The sequence below is a fragment of the Bifidobacterium olomucense genome (assembly GCF_012932375.1).
Classification (GTDB): domain Bacteria; phylum Actinomycetota; class Actinomycetes; order Actinomycetales; family Bifidobacteriaceae; genus Bifidobacterium; species Bifidobacterium olomucense.
Map to the genome: position 1 here is coordinate 1 of NZ_JAAIIG010000019.1, position 17025 is coordinate 17025.

Here is a 17025-nt window from a genome sequence, read left to right on the forward strand (position 1 = left end):
CCCCAAGCGCGCCCCTCCCCCAGCCACAAGCCATCCTGACTCCTTGCGCGTACTCCTAACGCACTTTTCGCACGAATCGAGCGCAAAACGTGCGGTTTTCAGCCGTTTTGCGTCCATTTCGCGCGAAAAGTACGTTAGGTGGCCGGATCCCGTCCGATTCGTGCGAAAAGTGCGTTAGACGGCCGGAACTGGCGTGTTTTGCGCCCGATTCGCGCGAAAAGTGTGCTCGGGGTACGGGCGCTGCGCGGGGTACGGGCGCGGGGATGCGGGCACACGCCGTTATGGCAAATGCGCTAGCCGATGTGTTTGACGATGACGCGACTGGCGGCGGCTTTGGCCCACAGCTGCCAGTCGTGGTTCATAATCGTGAACTTCACCGGCTGGGTCTGGCTATGCCGGTAGTACCGGATGCCGTCGCGCAAGGAGTCCGTGCCCAGCTTGGCCAGAAACGCGGATTCGCCGGCAATCATCACATGGCCCGGCATGGCGATGTTCGCCACCGTAGCCACCAACGCGCCCAATCGGAAGCAAGTGCGTTTTACCAACTGTGTGGCTTGGGGAACATGGGCGCGGGCATCGGCCGCGAAATCCTCGAACGTCACCGGTCGGCCCACGATTGCGGAATACTGTTCGGCAATCGAATCGTCGGTCAGGCATTGCGAGCATCCGATGTGCCCTCTGGTGCATCGCGGCCCCTCTGGGTCGATCAATACATGACCTACCAGTCCGTAGCTTTTGTCCGGGTACCGGACCGGTTCGCCATGCACGGCCAGCGAATAGCCTACGCCCACGCCGATCGTCACCACGGCGAACATATCCAATCCCACGCCCGGCCCGAACCAAGAGGCATCCACCAACAGCGAATCGATATCGTTGAAGACTCCGCACGGCATCCCGGTCGCAGCCCCGACCATCGCTCCCAAATCCGTACTGTCCTCCCAATGCAGGAACGGCGCGAACGTGACTACGGAATCATCAATCACATGGCCGCCTACAGCCACGCCGACTGCGGTAGGGGCCGGCAATCCCGCAACGGCCACATCGTTGGCGCAGGCCGAAACCAGCTGCGCAATCGCACCGGTCACGTATTCGGGCGACTGATCCTCACCGATCGGCAGTTCATGGCGTCCGGAGACCACTTCACCATGCGCGTTGACGGCTGCCGACACAACCGACGTACCGTGTACTTTGACGCCTACGAACGTGCGTGCGTTGGCGCACAACACCAGAGAGGTCTGCGGACGGCCGCGACGTTCGGTGCTTTCGCGGGGCGTGAACCGCTCCGGAAGTTTGCCGGCGCACATGCCAGCTACCGCATTCGCCGGCACCTCCTCGATCACTCCCGCGTAGATAAGATCGCTGGTGATACGCGACAGCGCGCCCTGGCTCAATCCCAGCATCTGCGCCAGTGTGGTGCGCGCGATCGGCCCGTATTGGGCCACGGCCGCCGCCACACGATGCGTATGCTCGGATCCGGTAAACCATTGCGGGATCGCATTGGCATCAGACATACAGGCAGCCCCTTCGCGCTTGTTGACTCGCTGTTGACGTGCTTCTTTTTCTTGCGTTCATCACAAAAATACATCGCGGCTCGGCACTCAGGCAAAGCGATGCGGCAATTCCACCCGTAATCGTGCCGGCAATTGCACCCGTGATTATGCCGGCCGCCGGTGATGGCAATTACTTTCCGGCACGCCCGTAAACCGGTGCGATGGGAATAAAACCATCGGACTGGTTCAATAATACGGTGACCATGCGTTGGATTTCGGCGGCGACGGACGCCAGCTGGCAGCAGCGAGCAGCAGTTAGCAGCAACGCCGCAACCGATGATTCCAGCTCGTGGAAGCACACGTCGCACATGGCCAACAACGAAGTTCCCATAGAAAGGTTGCCGGTATGACCACCCCGCAGCGCACTACCATTCCCGACACTATCCGCACGAACGGCGCCACCCCGAATCCATGGTGGTCGAACGCCGTCGTCTACCAGATCTACCCGCGTTCCTTCCAGGACACCAACGGCGATGGTTTCGGTGATCTCAAGGGCATCACCTCCCGTCTCGACTATCTCGCCGACCTCGGCGTGGATGTGGTGTGGCTCTCCCCCGTGTACAAGTCTCCGCAGGACGACAACGGTTACGACATCTCCGATTATCGCGACATCGACCCGTTGTTCGGCACTCTGGAAGACATGGACGAGCTGCTGGTCGAAGCGCATAAGCGCGGCCTGAAGATCGTGATGGATCTGGTCGTCAACCACACTTCCGACGAACACGCCTGGTTCCAGGCCTCCAAGGATAAGAACGACCCGCATGCCGACTGGTACTGGTGGCGTCCCGCCCGTCCGGGCTTCGAGCCCGGCACACCCGGTGCCGAGCCGAACCAGTGGGGTTCCTACTTCGGCGGCTCCGCATGGGAGTACTGCCCGGAACGCGGCGAATACTTCTTCCACCAGTATTCGAAGAAGCAGCCTGACCTCAACTGGGAGAACCCGGATGTGCGTCACGCCGTATACGACATGATGAACTGGTGGTTGGATCGCGGCATCGACGGCTTCCGCATGGATGTCATTACGCAGATTTCCAAGACCATCGACAAGAACGGCAAGCTGCCGGGCGAGCCGGGATCCGAAATTGAGGATTATCCGGTGGGTCCGGAGGGCTACTCCTCCCCATTCCCATGGTGCTCCGATGGTCCGCGCGTGGATGAGTTCCTTGCCGAGATGCGTCGCGAAGTGTTCGAGAAGCGCGAAGGCTTCATGAACGTGGGCGAGGCACCGGGCGTCACGCCGGCACGCAACGAGCACATCACCGATCCCGCCAATGGCGAGCTGGATATGTTGTTCCTCTTCGACCACGTTGGCGTTGACCAGAAGCCTTCTTCCAAGTGGGATGTCGTCCCGTTCGAGGTGAAGAACCTGCGCGAAAAGATGGCCGGCCAACAGGAGGCGGTGAAGGACACCGGTTGGGCCAGCCTGTTCTTCTGCAACCATGATCAGCCACGCGTAGTCTCCCGCTGGGGCGACGATTCCACCGAGGAATCCCGCGTACGTTCGGCGAAGGCGTACGGCTTGCTGCTGCACATGCACCGCGGCACCCCGTACATCTATCAGGGTGAGGAGTTGGGCATGACCGGTGCTCACTTCAAGAGCCTGGATCAGTACCGCGATCTGGAGTCGCTCAACGCCTTCCGTCAGCGCGTCGAGGAGGCGAAGATCGTTTCGCCGGAGAATATGATGGATGCGCTGGAGCTGATCAGCCGCGACAACGCGCGCACGCCGATGCAGTGGGATGCGTCCACCTACGCCGGATTCACCGCGCCGGATGCCGCTGTCGAGCCGTGGATCTCCGTGAACCCGAACAAGGCGGAAATCAATGCGGCCAGCGAATTCGACGACCCTGATTCGGTGTACGCGTTCTACAAGAAGCTGATCGCCCTGCGTCACGAGCGCGCGGTGATCGCCGCCGGCGACTGGCATCTGATCGACGCGGATGACGAGCATGTGTACGCATTCACCCGCACACTGAACGCCGAGAAGCTGCTGGTGGTGGCCAACCTGTCCGGCCGCACCGTCGATCTGCCTCGTGAGTCCGCCGAGCTAGTGGCCACTGGCGTGGCGGAACCGGATGTGCTGATCTCCACCTATGGCGCTTCGCACGCTGTGGTCTCCTTGGCCAACGGCGAGCTCGATCCGTGGGAGGCCGTGGCCATCCAGCTGTAACGGCTGGTTTCCGATTGGTTTCTTCGATGCTGTTTATGTGGGGGTGTTAGCGGTTCACACACCGCTAACACCCCCTTATCGTTATCCCCCTTATCGTTATCCCCCTTATCGTTATCCCCCTTATCGTTATCCCCCGATCTCATCCCATTTTCGTTCCGTCTCCCTTCGCGAATTTGTTCCACTGAGACGACGGCAGTGAGTCTTTTTCGCGAGAGGGCGATGAGCAAGTCACGGAACCGGGAATCTGTGGATACCTCGGAACCTGTGGATACCTCGGAACCTGTGGACACTTGGAACCTGTGGCTCCGTAGAATATATCGGGACCTTGGCCCCTTGATCCCCTTGGAATCCGGACATTTGCCGCTATCGCCACCGACCACCGTCTTACAATGTCCATCATGGAACAAAAGGACGTTTTGAAAGCGCTGCAACGCGATCACGCAGCGGAACTGAAGCTCGCCGCCAAACGACTCAAAGGCACTGCCCGCCACACCGAGATTATTCCCTCGCCGGCTCTCAGCGACATGACCGGCCATGAGATTCTGCTCAAGCCGGAGAATCTTCAGGTCACCGGTTCGTTCAAGATTCGCGGCGCCTACAACAAGATCGCCTCCCTGTCTGAGGAGCAGCTGGCCCGCGGCATCGTCACCGCATCCGCCGGCAACCACGCACAAGGTGTGGCGTATGCGGCCCGCGAGCGTGGCGCCAAGGCCACCATCTGCATGCCGCAGATCACCCCGCCGCTCAAGGTGGATGCCACTAAGGCCTACGGTGCCGACGTGGTGCTCTACGGTGATGTATTCGATGAAGCTGCAGCGCACGCCGCCGAACTCGCCGAAACTCAGGGCATGATTTATGTGCCGCCGTTTGACGACTACGAGGTCATCTGCGGTCAGGGCACTATCGGTCTGGAGATTCTTGAAGACGTACCGAACGTCACCGATGTGGTGGTGCCTCTTGGTGGCGGCGGTCTCGGTGCCGGTGTGGCGCTGGCCATCAAGACCTTCAAGCCCGAAGTACGTGTAATTGGTGCCATTCCGGAAGGCTCTCCGGCATGGAAGGATTCGTTGGCTTCCGGCCATGTGTCCCCGGCCGATCAGGTGATTACTTCCGCCGAGGGCGTGGCGGTCAAGCATCCGGGCGATCTGCCGTTTGCGCTGCTCAACGAATTCTTGGATGATTTGGTCACCGTTTCCGAGCGTGATATCAACGAGATGATTCTGCTGATGCTGGAAAAGCACAAGCTCGTCGTGGAGGCGGCCGGTGCCGTATCTCTGGCTGCGCTGGAACATCTCAACTTGCGTTCGCGCAAGTTCGCTCAGGCCGGCGGACCGCATGTGGTAGTGCCGATTATGTCCGGCGGCAACATCGATACCGTGACGATGGGTGCCGTTATTCAGAAGGGTATGATCGCCCGCGGCCGCATCATGAACTTTGAGGTCGAACTGCCGGATACGCCGGGACAGCTTGTCAAGGTGGCGACGTTACTCGCTGAACAGCGCGCCAATGTTATTGCGCTTGATCACGATCAGTTCAAGGCGTCCGGCCACTACACCAACGCGGTGTCTCTTGGAGTCACGGTCGAAACCAATGGTCCGGAACACATCGACCGCATCCTTGCGGCGTTGCGTCAAGCTGGCTTCCAGCCCAAGCGTATCTACTGATACGACTCTTGTCGCTGTTATCCCTGTTATCGTTGCTACCGTTGTTGTCCGTTTTGCGAAAATGACTCACTGACGGTCGGTCAGTGAGTCATTTTCGCAAAACGGACGCAGGGTGCTTACCACAAGTCACTGTGGATCATTGCGGATTACCGTGCTTCTTCGGCGATCGTCTCGTCTACCAGCTTCGGCAGAGCGACGGCGATGTCCTCGCGAATCAATCGTGTGGCCAAACGGTCGTACTGGGTGTGTCCCATGTTCATAATCGTGATCGGCACTCCTGCTTGAGCCGCCACCGGCACGATACTCGCCGCCGGGAAGACTTCTAGCGTCGAACCGATCACCCACAGCTCGTCCGCTTTCGTGGCCCGATCATAGGACTTCTCCATCGCCCCATCCGGCAATGCCTCACCGAAATACACCACGTCGGTTTTGATCAGTCCGTTGCACGGCATATCACCGCGGTACTTCAGCTTGCGATGGCAGTGCGGATCCGGCTCTTCGTCCAGCTTGGCCATAATGTCCGCCGTATTGTATTTCTGATGGCACTTCATGCAATGCGAAGTACCGATGGTGCCATGCAGATTCACGATAAGGTCCGGTGAATTACCGGCCTTCTCATGCAATGCATCGAAATTCTGTGTGGCCAGCAGCGTCAGCATACCTGCCTGTTCCAGCTTGACCAGCGCCTTATGTGCTGCGCCTGGCTGCGCATTCCACACCGGCGACTCCTTCTGCCACCGCCACGAATACTCACGGGCCTCGGCATCGTTCAGGAACAGGTCGATGTCGTATACGCTCATCTGGTCCGGATGCTTGGTCCACACACCATCCGGACCACGGAAGTCAGGGATGCCGGCGGACGTTGAAATGCCCGCTCCAGTCAATACTGCAATCTTTTTGGTCATAGCTATAGGTATACCCGCATGAGATGAATGACGGCATGGAGCAGTCGTCATCCGATGTCATTTGTCGCAAGTTCCAGTGATTTGCTGCACCAGGTGGTCCAGTCGAGCCTCACGATTCGCTTTCGCCAACTCGCATTCCCACACCACAATCACACGCCATCCGGCAGCCTCCAATTCGGCATGTTGCTCAGCATCACGGGTTTTGTTGCGCAGGAGTTTGACTGTCCAGAATTCCACGTTTGATTTCGGCATCGAATACTTCGGACAATGGTCGTGCGCATGCCAAAAACATCCGTTAATGAATACCATCGTGCGATATTTCGGCAGCACTACATCCGGATGCCCAGGGTATCGTTTGTCGTTCTTCCGAAATCGCAACCCATGACGGAACAGATAGCTGCGTACTAGCACTTCGATCGAGGTGTCTTTGCCGCGAATATGAGACATCGTGTACGAACGCGTGCCGCGCTCATATTTTTCCTCACGCTCCCGCAAGCTGCGGCCACCGGACCTCTTTCGCTCGCTTGCCACGTACACCCACCTCACTCTGCCTTGCCCAACGACCGATTCTCATGGAATCAAAATCGACTCGACCTCTGCAAAACAATAATCCCTTCGGATTCCTACAACAGCGTAAGGTCAGCACACGATGAGAAAATGTTTCACGTGAAACATCGCGTCATCATTATTGGTTCCGGCCCTGCCGGATACACGGCAGGTATTTATCTGGGACGAGCCGGTTTTAACCCGCTGATTATTACGGGCGCTTTAGCCCCCGGAGGCCAGCTCGTCAACACCACAGAAGTGGAAAACTTCCCGGGATTCCCGGACGGCATTCTCGGCCCGGAACTGATGGATCGCATGCGCGAGCAGGCCGAACGATTCGGCGCGGAATTGCTCCCTGCCGACGTCGAATCGGTGGAAGCACTCCCCCAGCACGACGGACGTCCACAATACCGATTAACCACCTCAGACGACGAACAGTTCGAAACCGCCGCCGTTATCGTGGCCACCGGATCCAACGTACGTAAACTCGGCGTCCCAGGCGAAGAGGAACTGTCTGGCAACGGTGTCTCCTACTGCGCCACCTGCGATGGGTTCTTCTTCAAGGACAAGCCCATCGTTGTAGTTGGCGGCGGCGATTCGGCATTCGAAGAGGCTTTGTTCCTCACACGATTCGGCTCGTCCGTCACCCTGATTCATCGTCGCGATACTTTCCGCGCCTCGCAGATTATGGTTGAACGCGCCAAGGCCAATCCCAAGCTCACCTTGCTGACCAATACCGTTGTCACTGCCATCAACAGCGACGCTCCGTCAGCTGCGGAACCTGTTGCCAAAGCCAACAGCGTCAACCTTGCTCCGGCCGATTCCATCGCAGGTCAAGCAGACACCACCTCCTCTGATGCTGAAGCTTCCGCTGCAGCATCGGCATCGTCACCGTCAATTACGCTCCCCGGGCTGGGTGCCAAGCCGCAAGGCGACGCAGCATCCAGCGGCACGGTCCTCGGCAATACGGTCCTCGGTGGCAAACTCTCGCTGAATGCTGGCGGCTTGCTGTCTGGATTGCCTAAGCAACCGCAAAAACATGTCACTAGCGCAACACTCCGCAATACCGTAACCGGCGAGGAAAGCACGCTTGACTGCAACGCGATCTTCGTGGCGATCGGACATACTCCCGCCACCGACTTCGTAACCGACGTAGTGAATCGCGACGAGGACGGCTACATCATCGTGAATGGCGGCAGTACCCTTACCAGCGCTTCAGGCATCTTCGCCGCCGGTGATTGCGTGGACCGCACCTATCGCCAGGCCATCAGTGCCGCCGGCATGGGTTGCCGCGCCGCCCTTGACGCCCAGTCCTATCTGGAAGAGGCCTAGTCCCTTTCCTCCTCCCCTCAGTCTGGAATATCTGACCTTGTGCATAAAGCCCAAGTTGCGTGAATACGCTTCAGCTTGGGCTTTATGCATGCAACCATAGCCTCGCCCACTCGATCAACCATCAATACAAACCCGGCTGAATCGTATGCGCCAAATAGACCAGCGCATCGTCTCTATGATCAAGCCACCACTCCGCATCACTTAGCGTACGGATCTTACGAATCAGACGATCGTAAAGCGGAAGCTCATCTTCCGGCGCACACTTCACCAAGACACATGCCTGCTGCAGTACCCGTCGGCGAATGTGGTCGGCTTCAATAGCATGCTCTTCGTTGCCCCATAACGGCACAAAGCGTGACTCATGCCCCAATGCACGCGCCGCCTCACACTCAGGACATCGACTTGTCTCTGCAGCACGGATACGAGCCGCAACCACCGTATATGGGCCCGACGTATTCACCAGCGTGGAATGCTTGCACTTACGAAAGACCCTTTTCATACCCATGACACCCTCCTGCTCTAGAACGTTTGTTCGACTACAGGATTATCGTAACCATGGTTCACAGCGACGGTAAAATTTTACCGACACGGCCCATTTTCCGCCATTTTCGCCTCATCCGGCAACAACGGGAAAGAAAGAAATGAAATCGGATTGATCGCGGCATGACAAAGCCCCACCACAATCAATCCGAAATCTTGAAATCACACCCAGTGACTATCCTTGCCGGCCTCATCGTTCTGCGAGGGAACCAGCAGTTGCAGGATACGATCCATATCTTCCGGAGAGGAGAATACGATTTCGATGCGACCGTGCTTTTTCGTGCCCTTGATGGACACCTTCGTGTCGAAATGATTCTCCAAGCTCTGCTGAATGGCCGAACCCAACCAGGGATTGGTTTTCGATGTCTTCGGCTTCTTTGGCTGCTCTCCCGAAGCGATTTTCATCGAAACAATTTCCTCGGTGCTCCGCACCGACAGGCCCTCCGCAATAATACGAGAGGCGAGCTTATCCATCTCTTCCGGATCACTCAAGCCGAGCAATGCACGCGCATGTCCAGATGACAATACGCCAGCGGCCACCTTCTTCTGCACCGCCGCCGGAAGGTTGAGCAATCGCAGCGTATTGGCAATCTGCGGGCGCGATTTGGACACCGACTTGGACAGCTGAGCTTGGGTCAGACCGAATTCCTCAATCATCTGCTGGTATGCCGCAGCTTCTTCGAGAGGATTCAACGCTACGCGATGCAGGTTCTCCAGCAACGCATCGCGAAGCATGTCATCGTCAGCGGTGGTCTTGACAATAGCTGGAATGGTTTCCAGTCCAGCCAGCTGTGACGCACGCCAACGACGTTCACCCATAATCAGCTCATACGGGCTGTCCATACGACCAGCGAACGGATTGGCGCTGGATTCCTCGGTCTCCCCCGACTTCTTCGCTGCAGCAATCTGATCCGCAGGACGGCGACGCACTACAATCGGCTGCAGCACACCCACTTCCTTGATGGAAGCGGACAGTTCGTTCAGCTCGTCTTCATCGAAGATCGTACGCGGCTGATGGGCATTCGGGCCGATCTCCGCGAGCTTAAGCTCGGCAAGATATCCGCCTTCCACCGGCTTCAGTTCCGGCTGCGCATCCTTGTCCTTATCGTTCTTGGCCTGAGTGCCCTTATTCTTCGCCTCGACGGTTTTGGAATCCGCCGTTGATGCAACGTCCGATGTTTCACGTGAAACATCGGAACGATCACGCTGAGGCGAAACCGCTTCCTTATTGGTTTTCGGGGAGACGGCATCCGCCAAAATGGCGGACGACGGCGAAGATGAAGCAGGTTGAGCGGAGGTGGTAACGTCGCCGCCGAAGAACAGATCGCTGGGGTGCGCGATAGAACCGATGCTCGGCATCGCGGCTCGTTTTGCAGCGGACTTCTTATCGGACTTATCGGCAGTCTTCGACGCCGACTTCGCAGACGCATAGACCACGGGCTCGGTCTTTTCGGCATCAGGCAACAGCTCAAGCTGTGAGGATTTGGCACTCTCCTCCCCTGGAAGCGTGGGGAACAATGCGCCAAGGCCTTTGCCAAGTCGTGATTTCGATGCCATTACTTGTTCCTCCTCGCCTCAATAGCGTCGAGTACCTGTTGCGAACGTTTTGCGATTTCCAGTGCGGCTTCACCATAGGAGATGGCTCCAATGCCACGCGGGTCATAGGCGATCACCGACTGGGAGAAGCTCGGCGCCTCGGAGATCTTCACCGAGCGAGGAATGGTCGTATCCAGCACAATGCTGGGATAATGTCCCTTCACTTCATTGTAGACTTCACGACTCAGCAGCGTACGGCGGTCAAACATCGTCACCAGCATGGTGGAGACCAGCAGCACCGGGTTGAAATGCTCCTGCACCAATCCGATGGTGTTGATGAGCTGACCCAAACCTTCTAGAGCATAATATTCGGCCTGAATCGGAATCAACATTTCCGTCACGGCGCACATAGCGTTGATCACCAGCAGACCCAAGCTTGGCGGGCAGTCGATGAACACGTAATCATAGTGCTTGTCCGATTGACGCAAATACAGGTCAAGCGCATCTTTCAGCAGGGTGTTACGGTTCGGCAGATCTGCCACTTCCAGTTCAGCACCGCTCAAATCGATAGAAGCCGGCACCACATCCAGTGTCGGGAAATCCGGGCAGACCGACAGCACATCCCCCAGTCCGGCACGGCCTTCGATGACGTCGTAGACAGACGGATCGCCTGAGGCGTGCGGCACTCCCAGCGCGGTGGATGCATTGCCCTGCGGATCCATATCGATGACCAGCACCTGCGAACCCTTGTTCGCCATGGCGGCGGCCATATTCACGGTGGACGTGGTCTTGCCTACGCCACCCTTCTGGTTGGCCACAGCAATACGACGAGTCCGCTGCGGCTTGGGGAAAACGGCCTCCTGCAACGCGCTATATCGCGAGCTCTCATCGGCCATTTGATTGCCCAGTCCTGAACCATGACCATCAAATATGCGATGCAATGTTTCGGAAGCCGATTCTATTGGCTCCGACTGATGATCCATGGTGGCCATCGTTCCTCCTTGCACAGACGTATGTTCCAGTGTTCTCATTCGTGTGGACATGATCTGATACACATTCCACAGTTATCCACATTTTCATCGTATGCTGTGGATAACCGTGGATAAGTGCCTCCGATCACGTCTGATTATCGCGTTTTCTATCGACGATAATCGTTGAAATATCAATCTTTTGCTCTGTTGTGCACATCTTTCGGAAAAATTGTGGATAACTTTTCTGTGCACTTGGAAATGTGGATAACTAGTGCTTCGAGAACGCCAGCAACCCCACATTTAGTGTCTGTTTATCGCTTGTCGATCAGCACTACATGCGTGGGCTCCAGATCGGGTCCTACTGCCGCCTCCACAACCCGCGGACGGCGACCGCCGAAGCGCGTGATCTCTTTTTCGGCCTTCACCAGTTCAGCCTGGGCAGACCGACCCTTCAGAGCGACAAGCCGTCCAGCTGGCTTGAGCAACGGCAAGGTCCAGCCAGCCAACTTGGTCATCGGTGCAACAGCGCGACAGGTCACCACCGCAAAGGGATGAACGGCACGCTTACGGACTTGGGCAATCACCGCATCGGAACGATTACGTTCGATGGTGACATTGTCCAGCTCCATCAGATCGGCGCATTCCTGCAGCCATTCCACACGACGTTCCATCGGTTCAATCAGCGTGAACTGATGATCCGGCAGACAGGCCGCAGCCACCAAACCCGGAAAACCGCCACCGCTGCCAACGTCGGCCACGGTTTTGAATTTGGCATCACGCGTCGCGGACTGGATGAAAGGCACCACAGCGGCTGAATTCAGAATGTGACGCTCCCAGATGATATCGACATCACGAGGGCCGATCAAACCGCGAGGCTCCCCCTCTTCCGCAAGCTTGGCATGGAAACGTTCCAGCACCGGCAACGCGTCGCCTAACACTTCCGCCAGAACCGGCGAATGATCCAGCACGTCTGTCATGACTTGTTTCCTTCCTTCACAGTTCAGTTCCCTGTGATCACACTTGCATCAGACTCATAGGATCGCTGTACTCAGAGAATCACCGTCACAATCATGATGTTTCACGTGAAACTCAGCAACATCCAACCAATGTAATGTCCCGACACAGAAATGGCGTCGCTTATCACGACGCCATGCGCTGTTTCGCTGTCACGGACTACCGACTACAGCGAATCACTCCTGATCAAGGTCATCGTCGTCAACAAGATCCTCGGACTTGTTCTTCAGATATACCGTCACGTAGCGATGCGGTTCCTCACCATGGGAGCGGGACTTCAGCCCCTCCTCGCGGACCACATCATGCACCACCTTGCGCTCGAAGGAGTTCATCGGCTTGAGATCCACCGGTTCGCCGGTATCCTTCACTGCGTCAATGGCATCAAGGGCCAGGTCACGCAGATACTGGCGCTTGCGCTTCAGGAAGCCATCCACATCGACGATCAGGTGCGAACGCTCGCCGGTCTTCTGCTGCACGGCGAGACGGGTCAGCTGCTGCAACGCATCAACCACCTCACCATTGCGTCCAATCAGATGTTTGATATCGGTGTCATCATCGGCCACAATCTGCACCGTCGGTCGATCGTTACGCACACCCATTTCGATATCACCTTCATAATCGGCGATATCCAACAAGCCCTCAAGGTAGTCAGCCGCGATGTCAGCCTCTTCGTTGAGCTGATCGATCGTCTTGACGTCGTCCTGTGCCATGCGTTACTCCTTCATGTCGGCGTTGATTCCAAGTCTAAAGCCCTACGCCCCCCAACATAGGGATAAACACGAAAAACACATCGGCACGTGTGCGGTGTTTCACGTGAAACATCATCACACACGTGCCGAGATGTAATCATGCACTATTTCTTCTTCCGCTTACGCTGCGGTTGCTGCCTCTGGAAACCTTGCGTAGCCTTGCGCTCAGCCTCCTCCTTGGCTTTCACCAGAGCCTCCTCCTCAAGGGAGGGAAGACCGGCCTTTTCGCGACGGGCATTCTCAATGCGATGGTCGCGCTTTTCCTTATCGGCAGCTGCCGGCGAACCCGGGGTCGGGAAGTTCGTAACCTGCCAGATCGTACGCAGCAAGTTGCACACGTTGTTGGTCAGCCAGTACACCAGCACAGCGAACGGCATGGTGACGCCCGAGAAGATGTACATCACCGGGAACAGCCACAGCATCATCTTCTGCATGCTTTCCTGCTGCTTGTTCATCGAAGCGGCAGGAGTGTTGCGCTTCATGCTGAAGTAAGTGGTGAACCACAAGCAGAAGCACATGAGGAACACGAAGGTGCCGATCACAATCTTGCCGCCCATGCTGGCGGAGGTGAGATTGTCGGTCACGGACACGATGCCGAACACGTCGGTTTCGGTGAACTGCTGCGCGGTGGCCTTATCGAACGCGCCGAGCGGCCCACGCACGCCGTTGGCAATGTATGGAATGGCCGACAGCGTGTAGAACATGGACATGAACACCGGGCTCTGAATCAGCAACGGCAGGCAGGAACCAGCCGGATTGGCGTCGTTATCCTGATAGAGCTTCATCATTTCACGGCTCAGCGCTTCCTTCGAAGCCTGATCCGTCTTGCCCTTGTACTTGTTCTGGATGCGCTGCATCTTCGGTGCCAATGCCTGCATCTTACGCATCGACTTCATCTGCTTATAGAACAGCGGGAAGATGCAGATCTGCACCACCAGCACCAGACAGATAATGGCGATAACCCAAGAGACGCCGATATCATTCATGCCGAGCATAACCATAAAGTCATGCACCAGCTTCAGAATCCAGGTCTGGAGCCACTCGACAGGGGTCAGGAGCTTATAGAAGAATCCCCAGAACCCACTATCGAGAAAGAATTGGTTTGGATTAGTCATCGATGGGCCTCTCCTTGGATATTGGCCAATGGTGTCAGTCGAGGTTCCTCATGAGCCTTCGACCAGGAAAATCTGTAAAAAATCGAATATCGCTGCGGCACGTCGTCTATTCCCCCGCGACTCCACGGCCGGCAGCGAAGCAATCGTAATACGGCGAGCACTCCCCCTTTGAAGGCCCCGTACCGTTCGAACGCTTCAATGGCGTAATTTGAGCATGACGGATAATACTTGCAACAAGGCGGTGTATTCGCGGAAATGTGACGCTGGTACCAGCGCACACCGCGAATCATCACCGCCTTGATGGAAGTAGACATGTCACTTCGCCTTATGCGACACCGCGGCAAAGCACTTTGCAATCTGCTGATCCAAAGAATCGAACGAGGCTGAAGCCGCACTCGGCTTGGCGCGCAACACAATATCGCAATGTTCCGGGAGTTGGTGCTCATGCATCCTGGCCAGGATTCGGAACCTGCGCTTTACCGTATTACGGATAACCGCCTTGCCTACGGATTTGGATACGGCCAATCCCAGGCGACGATGATTCGCCTGGTCGTCATGCTGGTCGTCGAGCACCAGATAATGCACGACGATGTCCTTGCCTCCGACTTTGCGACGACGTTTGAGTACGCCGACAAAATCACGATGGCTTTTCAGCCGTTCCACCTCGACTATGCCGCTGTGGTAATGATCGCTGGGATCAGGCGGACAGGCTCTTGCGGCCCTTGGCACGACGACGGTTGATCACCGCGCGGCCGGAACGGGTGCGCATGCGCAGACGGAAGCCGTGCTTCATGTGACGACGACGGTTGTTCGGCTGGAACGTCCTCTTCATATCAATTGCTCCTAGGTCTATTTGGCAACGCTGACGCTGCCCTCACGTGAGTCAAGCTATACCAAAGTACTCTCACCCATGCCCTCAAGTCAAAACGGGGCAGGAGTTTTCACATTTCGGACTTTCGGCGCGTCGCGCCCGATTCCCCGGCAAACGGCGGAATATCAACCATTTGGCGGCAAAAGTTATCCACAAACTACACGTATGTTATTCACATTCCAGCAATTCCAACACGCGACACGGTGGATAACTTCCATAATTCGGAGTAAACATTACCTATTGCATCTATACGCGCGAACGAGACAAGGGGCCGACATGGTTAATGTTTCCGGCGACCCCGCAATCGAGGCCGCTCACATCTGGGCGGATACGCTGACCATGCTTAAGCATAGCGCCTCGCTGACCCCCCGTGAAAAAGGTTGGCTTGAAGGCGTGGTCCCGGAAGGGGCTTTCGGTTCGACCATCGTATTGTGCGTGGATAACAACGACACGTTGCAGGCCATTCAGGGCGATCTCAACGAACCGTTGCTGCACGCGTTGCATACCGTGACCGGCACTTCGATGTTCCCCGCGTTCAAGGTCGTGCCCCGCACCGAGGCGAAACCGCAGACGCAGCCGGAACCGAAACCGCGTCATGCGGCGAAATCGTATACTCCGGCAGCCTCCCCTACCGTTACCGAATTCGCGAAGGATTCCCGCGCCAACCGTCACGCTCAGGCACCGAAGCCCGAACCGCGACCGGCCGCGCCGGCGCCGCCCAAGGAACCGCAGTTCCCGGTCGGCGGACAGAAGATGAATCGCGATCCGGAGACTCATCTCAATAAGAACTTCACCTTTGATTCCTTTGTGCCGGGCGATTCCAACCGTTTCGCCCGAACCGTGGCTTTGGCCGTGGCCGAAGGATCGGGTCAGGATTTCAACCCATTGTGTATTTACGGCGGATCGGGTTTGGGCAAAACTCATCTGCTCAATGCCATCGGCAACTATGCGTTGGTCAAGGACCCCAGCCTGAAGGTGCGTTACGTCACCAGCGAGGAATTCACGAACGAATTCATCGATGCGCTGCAGAATCCGAACCAGAGCCAGGGCCAAATCGCCGAATTCAACCGACGCTACCGTCAGGTGGACGTGCTGTTGATCGACGATATCCAGTTCCTTGGCGGCAAGGAAGCAACGCTGGACCAGTTCTTCCATACGTTCAATTCGCTGCATCAGGCGAATAAGCGCATCGTCATCGCCTCCGATGTGGCGCCGAAGAATCTGAAGGGCTTTGAAGCTCGACTGATTTCGCGCTTTGAATCGGGTCTTACCGTAGACGTCAAGCCGCCGGATCTGGAGACTCGTATCGCCATTCTGCGCATGATCGCGTCGATGAACGGCTCCAAGATTCCCAATGACGTGCTCGATCTGATCGCCGAACGCTTCACCGAGAACATTCGTGAGCTGGAAGGCGCGTTGACCCGCGTGACGGCGGTCGCCTCGCTGAGCAATCAGCCGGTGACTCGCGCGTTGGCCGAGCAGACGCTACAGGATTTCTTCACCACAGATGTGGAGATCAAGCCCACGGACATCATCGGACAGGTGGCGAAGTACTTCCATCTGACTTTTGACGACTTGGTCGGACGTTCCCGCACGAAAAATGTGGCGTTGGCCCGGCAGATCGCCATGTATCTGGCCCGCGAAATGACCAGTATGAGCCTGTTGGACATCGGTGAGGTGTTCGGAGGCCGCGATCACACTACGGTGATGCATGCGTATACCCGCGTCAGCGACGAAATGCAGCAAAAACAGGAGATCTACAACTACGTGATGGAATTGACCGTCCGTTTGAAGCAGAATTCCAACGACTGAGCCGTCTCGCTCAATCGATCTGACAGACCGTTTTCGGCACTTTTTCGCGACTCATGCGGAAAAGTGCCGTTTTCGTTTGCTCAGATCGATTCTGCTGGATACGTCCGAGACGTACCGCGGGGAACACGACCTACCGCAGCAACGCTGTTGTCTTTCCTTCCTCCCGTCAACATCCCGTTGCCTTCCCTCTCCCGAAACTGGAGTTCGCTCGGCACCCGACCAGCGTCCGCCCGCCCCCCCTCTCCAATCC

The 17025-nt window shown here is 57.0% G+C and carries 17 protein-coding genes; 4 read left to right on the plus strand and 13 right to left on the minus strand.

All coding sequences use genetic code 11. The features are described 5' to 3' along the window. Positions 1-293: 293 nt before the first annotated feature. Together G1C97_RS11420 and G1C97_RS11425 are read right to left on the minus strand one after the other, a co-directional pair. Positions 294-1511, minus strand: coding sequence for an ROK family transcriptional regulator (locus G1C97_RS11420; RefSeq protein ID WP_169241860.1), 1218 nt, complete (start codon positions 1509-1511; stop codon positions 294-296). 169 nt (positions 1512-1680) lie between these two features. Beyond that, on the minus strand, positions 1681-1881 hold the full coding sequence (locus tag G1C97_RS11425) for a hypothetical protein (RefSeq protein ID WP_169241861.1): 201 nt from the start codon (positions 1879-1881) through the stop codon (positions 1681-1683). A 15-nt stretch (positions 1882-1896) separates the two neighbouring features. On the opposite strand from G1C97_RS11425, the gene G1C97_RS11430 reads away from it, so the two are divergent. Together G1C97_RS11430 and ilvA are read left to right on the plus strand one after the other, a co-directional pair. Then, a complete protein-coding gene (locus G1C97_RS11430; protein ID WP_100497208.1) occupies positions 1897-3720 on the plus strand; it encodes a glycoside hydrolase family 13 protein in 1824 nt (607 codons plus the stop codon). Positions 3721-4118: 398 nt separating this feature from the next. After that, positions 4119-5384 (plus strand): threonine ammonia-lyase, encoded by a 1266-nt coding sequence (gene ilvA, locus G1C97_RS11435; protein WP_169241862.1) that lies wholly within the window; start codon positions 4119-4121, stop codon positions 5382-5384. Positions 5385-5530: 146 nt separating this feature from the next. On the opposite strand, the gene G1C97_RS11440 is transcribed toward ilvA, so the two are convergent. Both G1C97_RS11440 and G1C97_RS11445 read right to left on the minus strand, forming a co-directional pair. After that, positions 5531-6289 carry a Sir2 family NAD-dependent protein deacetylase gene (locus tag G1C97_RS11440; RefSeq protein WP_169241863.1) on the minus strand — a complete coding sequence of 253 codons (759 nt, stop codon included), beginning with the start codon at positions 6287-6289 and terminating at the stop codon, positions 5531-5533. Between the two features lie 57 nt (positions 6290-6346). Beyond that, complete coding sequence (locus G1C97_RS11445; protein ID WP_335341371.1) at positions 6347-6820, minus strand: very short patch repair endonuclease; 474 nt, start codon at positions 6818-6820, stop codon at positions 6347-6349. Between the two features lie 126 nt (positions 6821-6946). On the opposite strand from G1C97_RS11445, the gene G1C97_RS11450 reads away from it, so the two are divergent. Further along, the gene (locus G1C97_RS11450; RefSeq protein WP_169241865.1) at positions 6947-8167 is read left to right on the plus strand and encodes an NAD(P)/FAD-dependent oxidoreductase; all 1221 of its coding nucleotides are present in this window, start codon (positions 6947-6949) and stop codon (positions 8165-8167) included. A gap of 121 nt (positions 8168-8288) precedes the next feature. Here the strand turns inward: G1C97_RS11450 and G1C97_RS11455 are convergent, their stop codons facing one another. The 9 genes from G1C97_RS11455 to rpmH form a co-directional block, all read right to left on the minus strand. Further along, on the minus strand, positions 8289-8672 hold the full coding sequence (locus G1C97_RS11455; RefSeq protein ID WP_169241866.1) for a hypothetical protein: 384 nt from the start codon (positions 8670-8672) through the stop codon (positions 8289-8291). Between the two features lie 197 nt (positions 8673-8869). Next, positions 8870-10264 (minus strand): ParB/RepB/Spo0J family partition protein, encoded by a 1395-nt coding sequence (locus tag G1C97_RS11460; protein ID WP_169241867.1) that lies wholly within the window; start codon positions 10262-10264, stop codon positions 8870-8872. After that, complete coding sequence (locus tag G1C97_RS11465) at positions 10264-11235, minus strand: ParA family protein (protein ID WP_165775929.1); 972 nt, start codon at positions 11233-11235, stop codon at positions 10264-10266. Before G1C97_RS11465 ends, G1C97_RS11460 begins: the two co-directional genes overlap by 1 nt. A 290-nt stretch (positions 11236-11525) precedes the next feature. Beyond that, complete coding sequence (gene rsmG / locus G1C97_RS11470) at positions 11526-12191, minus strand: 16S rRNA (guanine(527)-N(7))-methyltransferase RsmG (RefSeq protein WP_169241868.1); 666 nt, start codon at positions 12189-12191, stop codon at positions 11526-11528. Positions 12192-12404: 213 nt separating this feature from the next. Beyond that, entirely contained in the window at positions 12405-12938 is a 534-nt protein-coding gene (locus G1C97_RS11475; RefSeq protein ID WP_100497200.1) for a Jag family protein, read from the minus strand. 143 nt (positions 12939-13081) lie between these two features. Beyond that, positions 13082-14092 (minus strand): membrane protein insertase YidC, encoded by a 1011-nt coding sequence (gene yidC / locus G1C97_RS11480; RefSeq protein ID WP_100497199.1) that lies wholly within the window; start codon positions 14090-14092, stop codon positions 13082-13084. After that, positions 14089-14406 (minus strand): membrane protein insertion efficiency factor YidD, encoded by a 318-nt coding sequence (gene yidD / locus G1C97_RS11485; protein WP_169241869.1) that lies wholly within the window; start codon positions 14404-14406, stop codon positions 14089-14091. Before yidD ends, yidC begins: the two co-directional genes overlap by 4 nt. A 1-nt stretch (position 14407) precedes the next feature. Then, positions 14408-14755 carry a ribonuclease P protein component gene (gene rnpA / locus G1C97_RS11490; RefSeq protein WP_169241870.1) on the minus strand — a complete coding sequence of 116 codons (348 nt, stop codon included), beginning with the start codon at positions 14753-14755 and terminating at the stop codon, positions 14408-14410. Positions 14756-14789: 34 nt separating this feature from the next. Further along, complete coding sequence (gene rpmH / locus G1C97_RS11495) at positions 14790-14924, minus strand: 50S ribosomal protein L34 (RefSeq protein ID WP_007054596.1); 135 nt, start codon at positions 14922-14924, stop codon at positions 14790-14792. 315 nt (positions 14925-15239) lie between these two features. Between rpmH and dnaA the strand changes: the two genes are divergently transcribed. Continuing rightward, positions 15240-16775, plus strand: coding sequence for a chromosomal replication initiator protein DnaA (gene dnaA / locus G1C97_RS11500; protein WP_169241871.1), 1536 nt, complete (start codon positions 15240-15242; stop codon positions 16773-16775). The last annotated feature ends 250 nt before the right edge of the window (positions 16776-17025 follow it).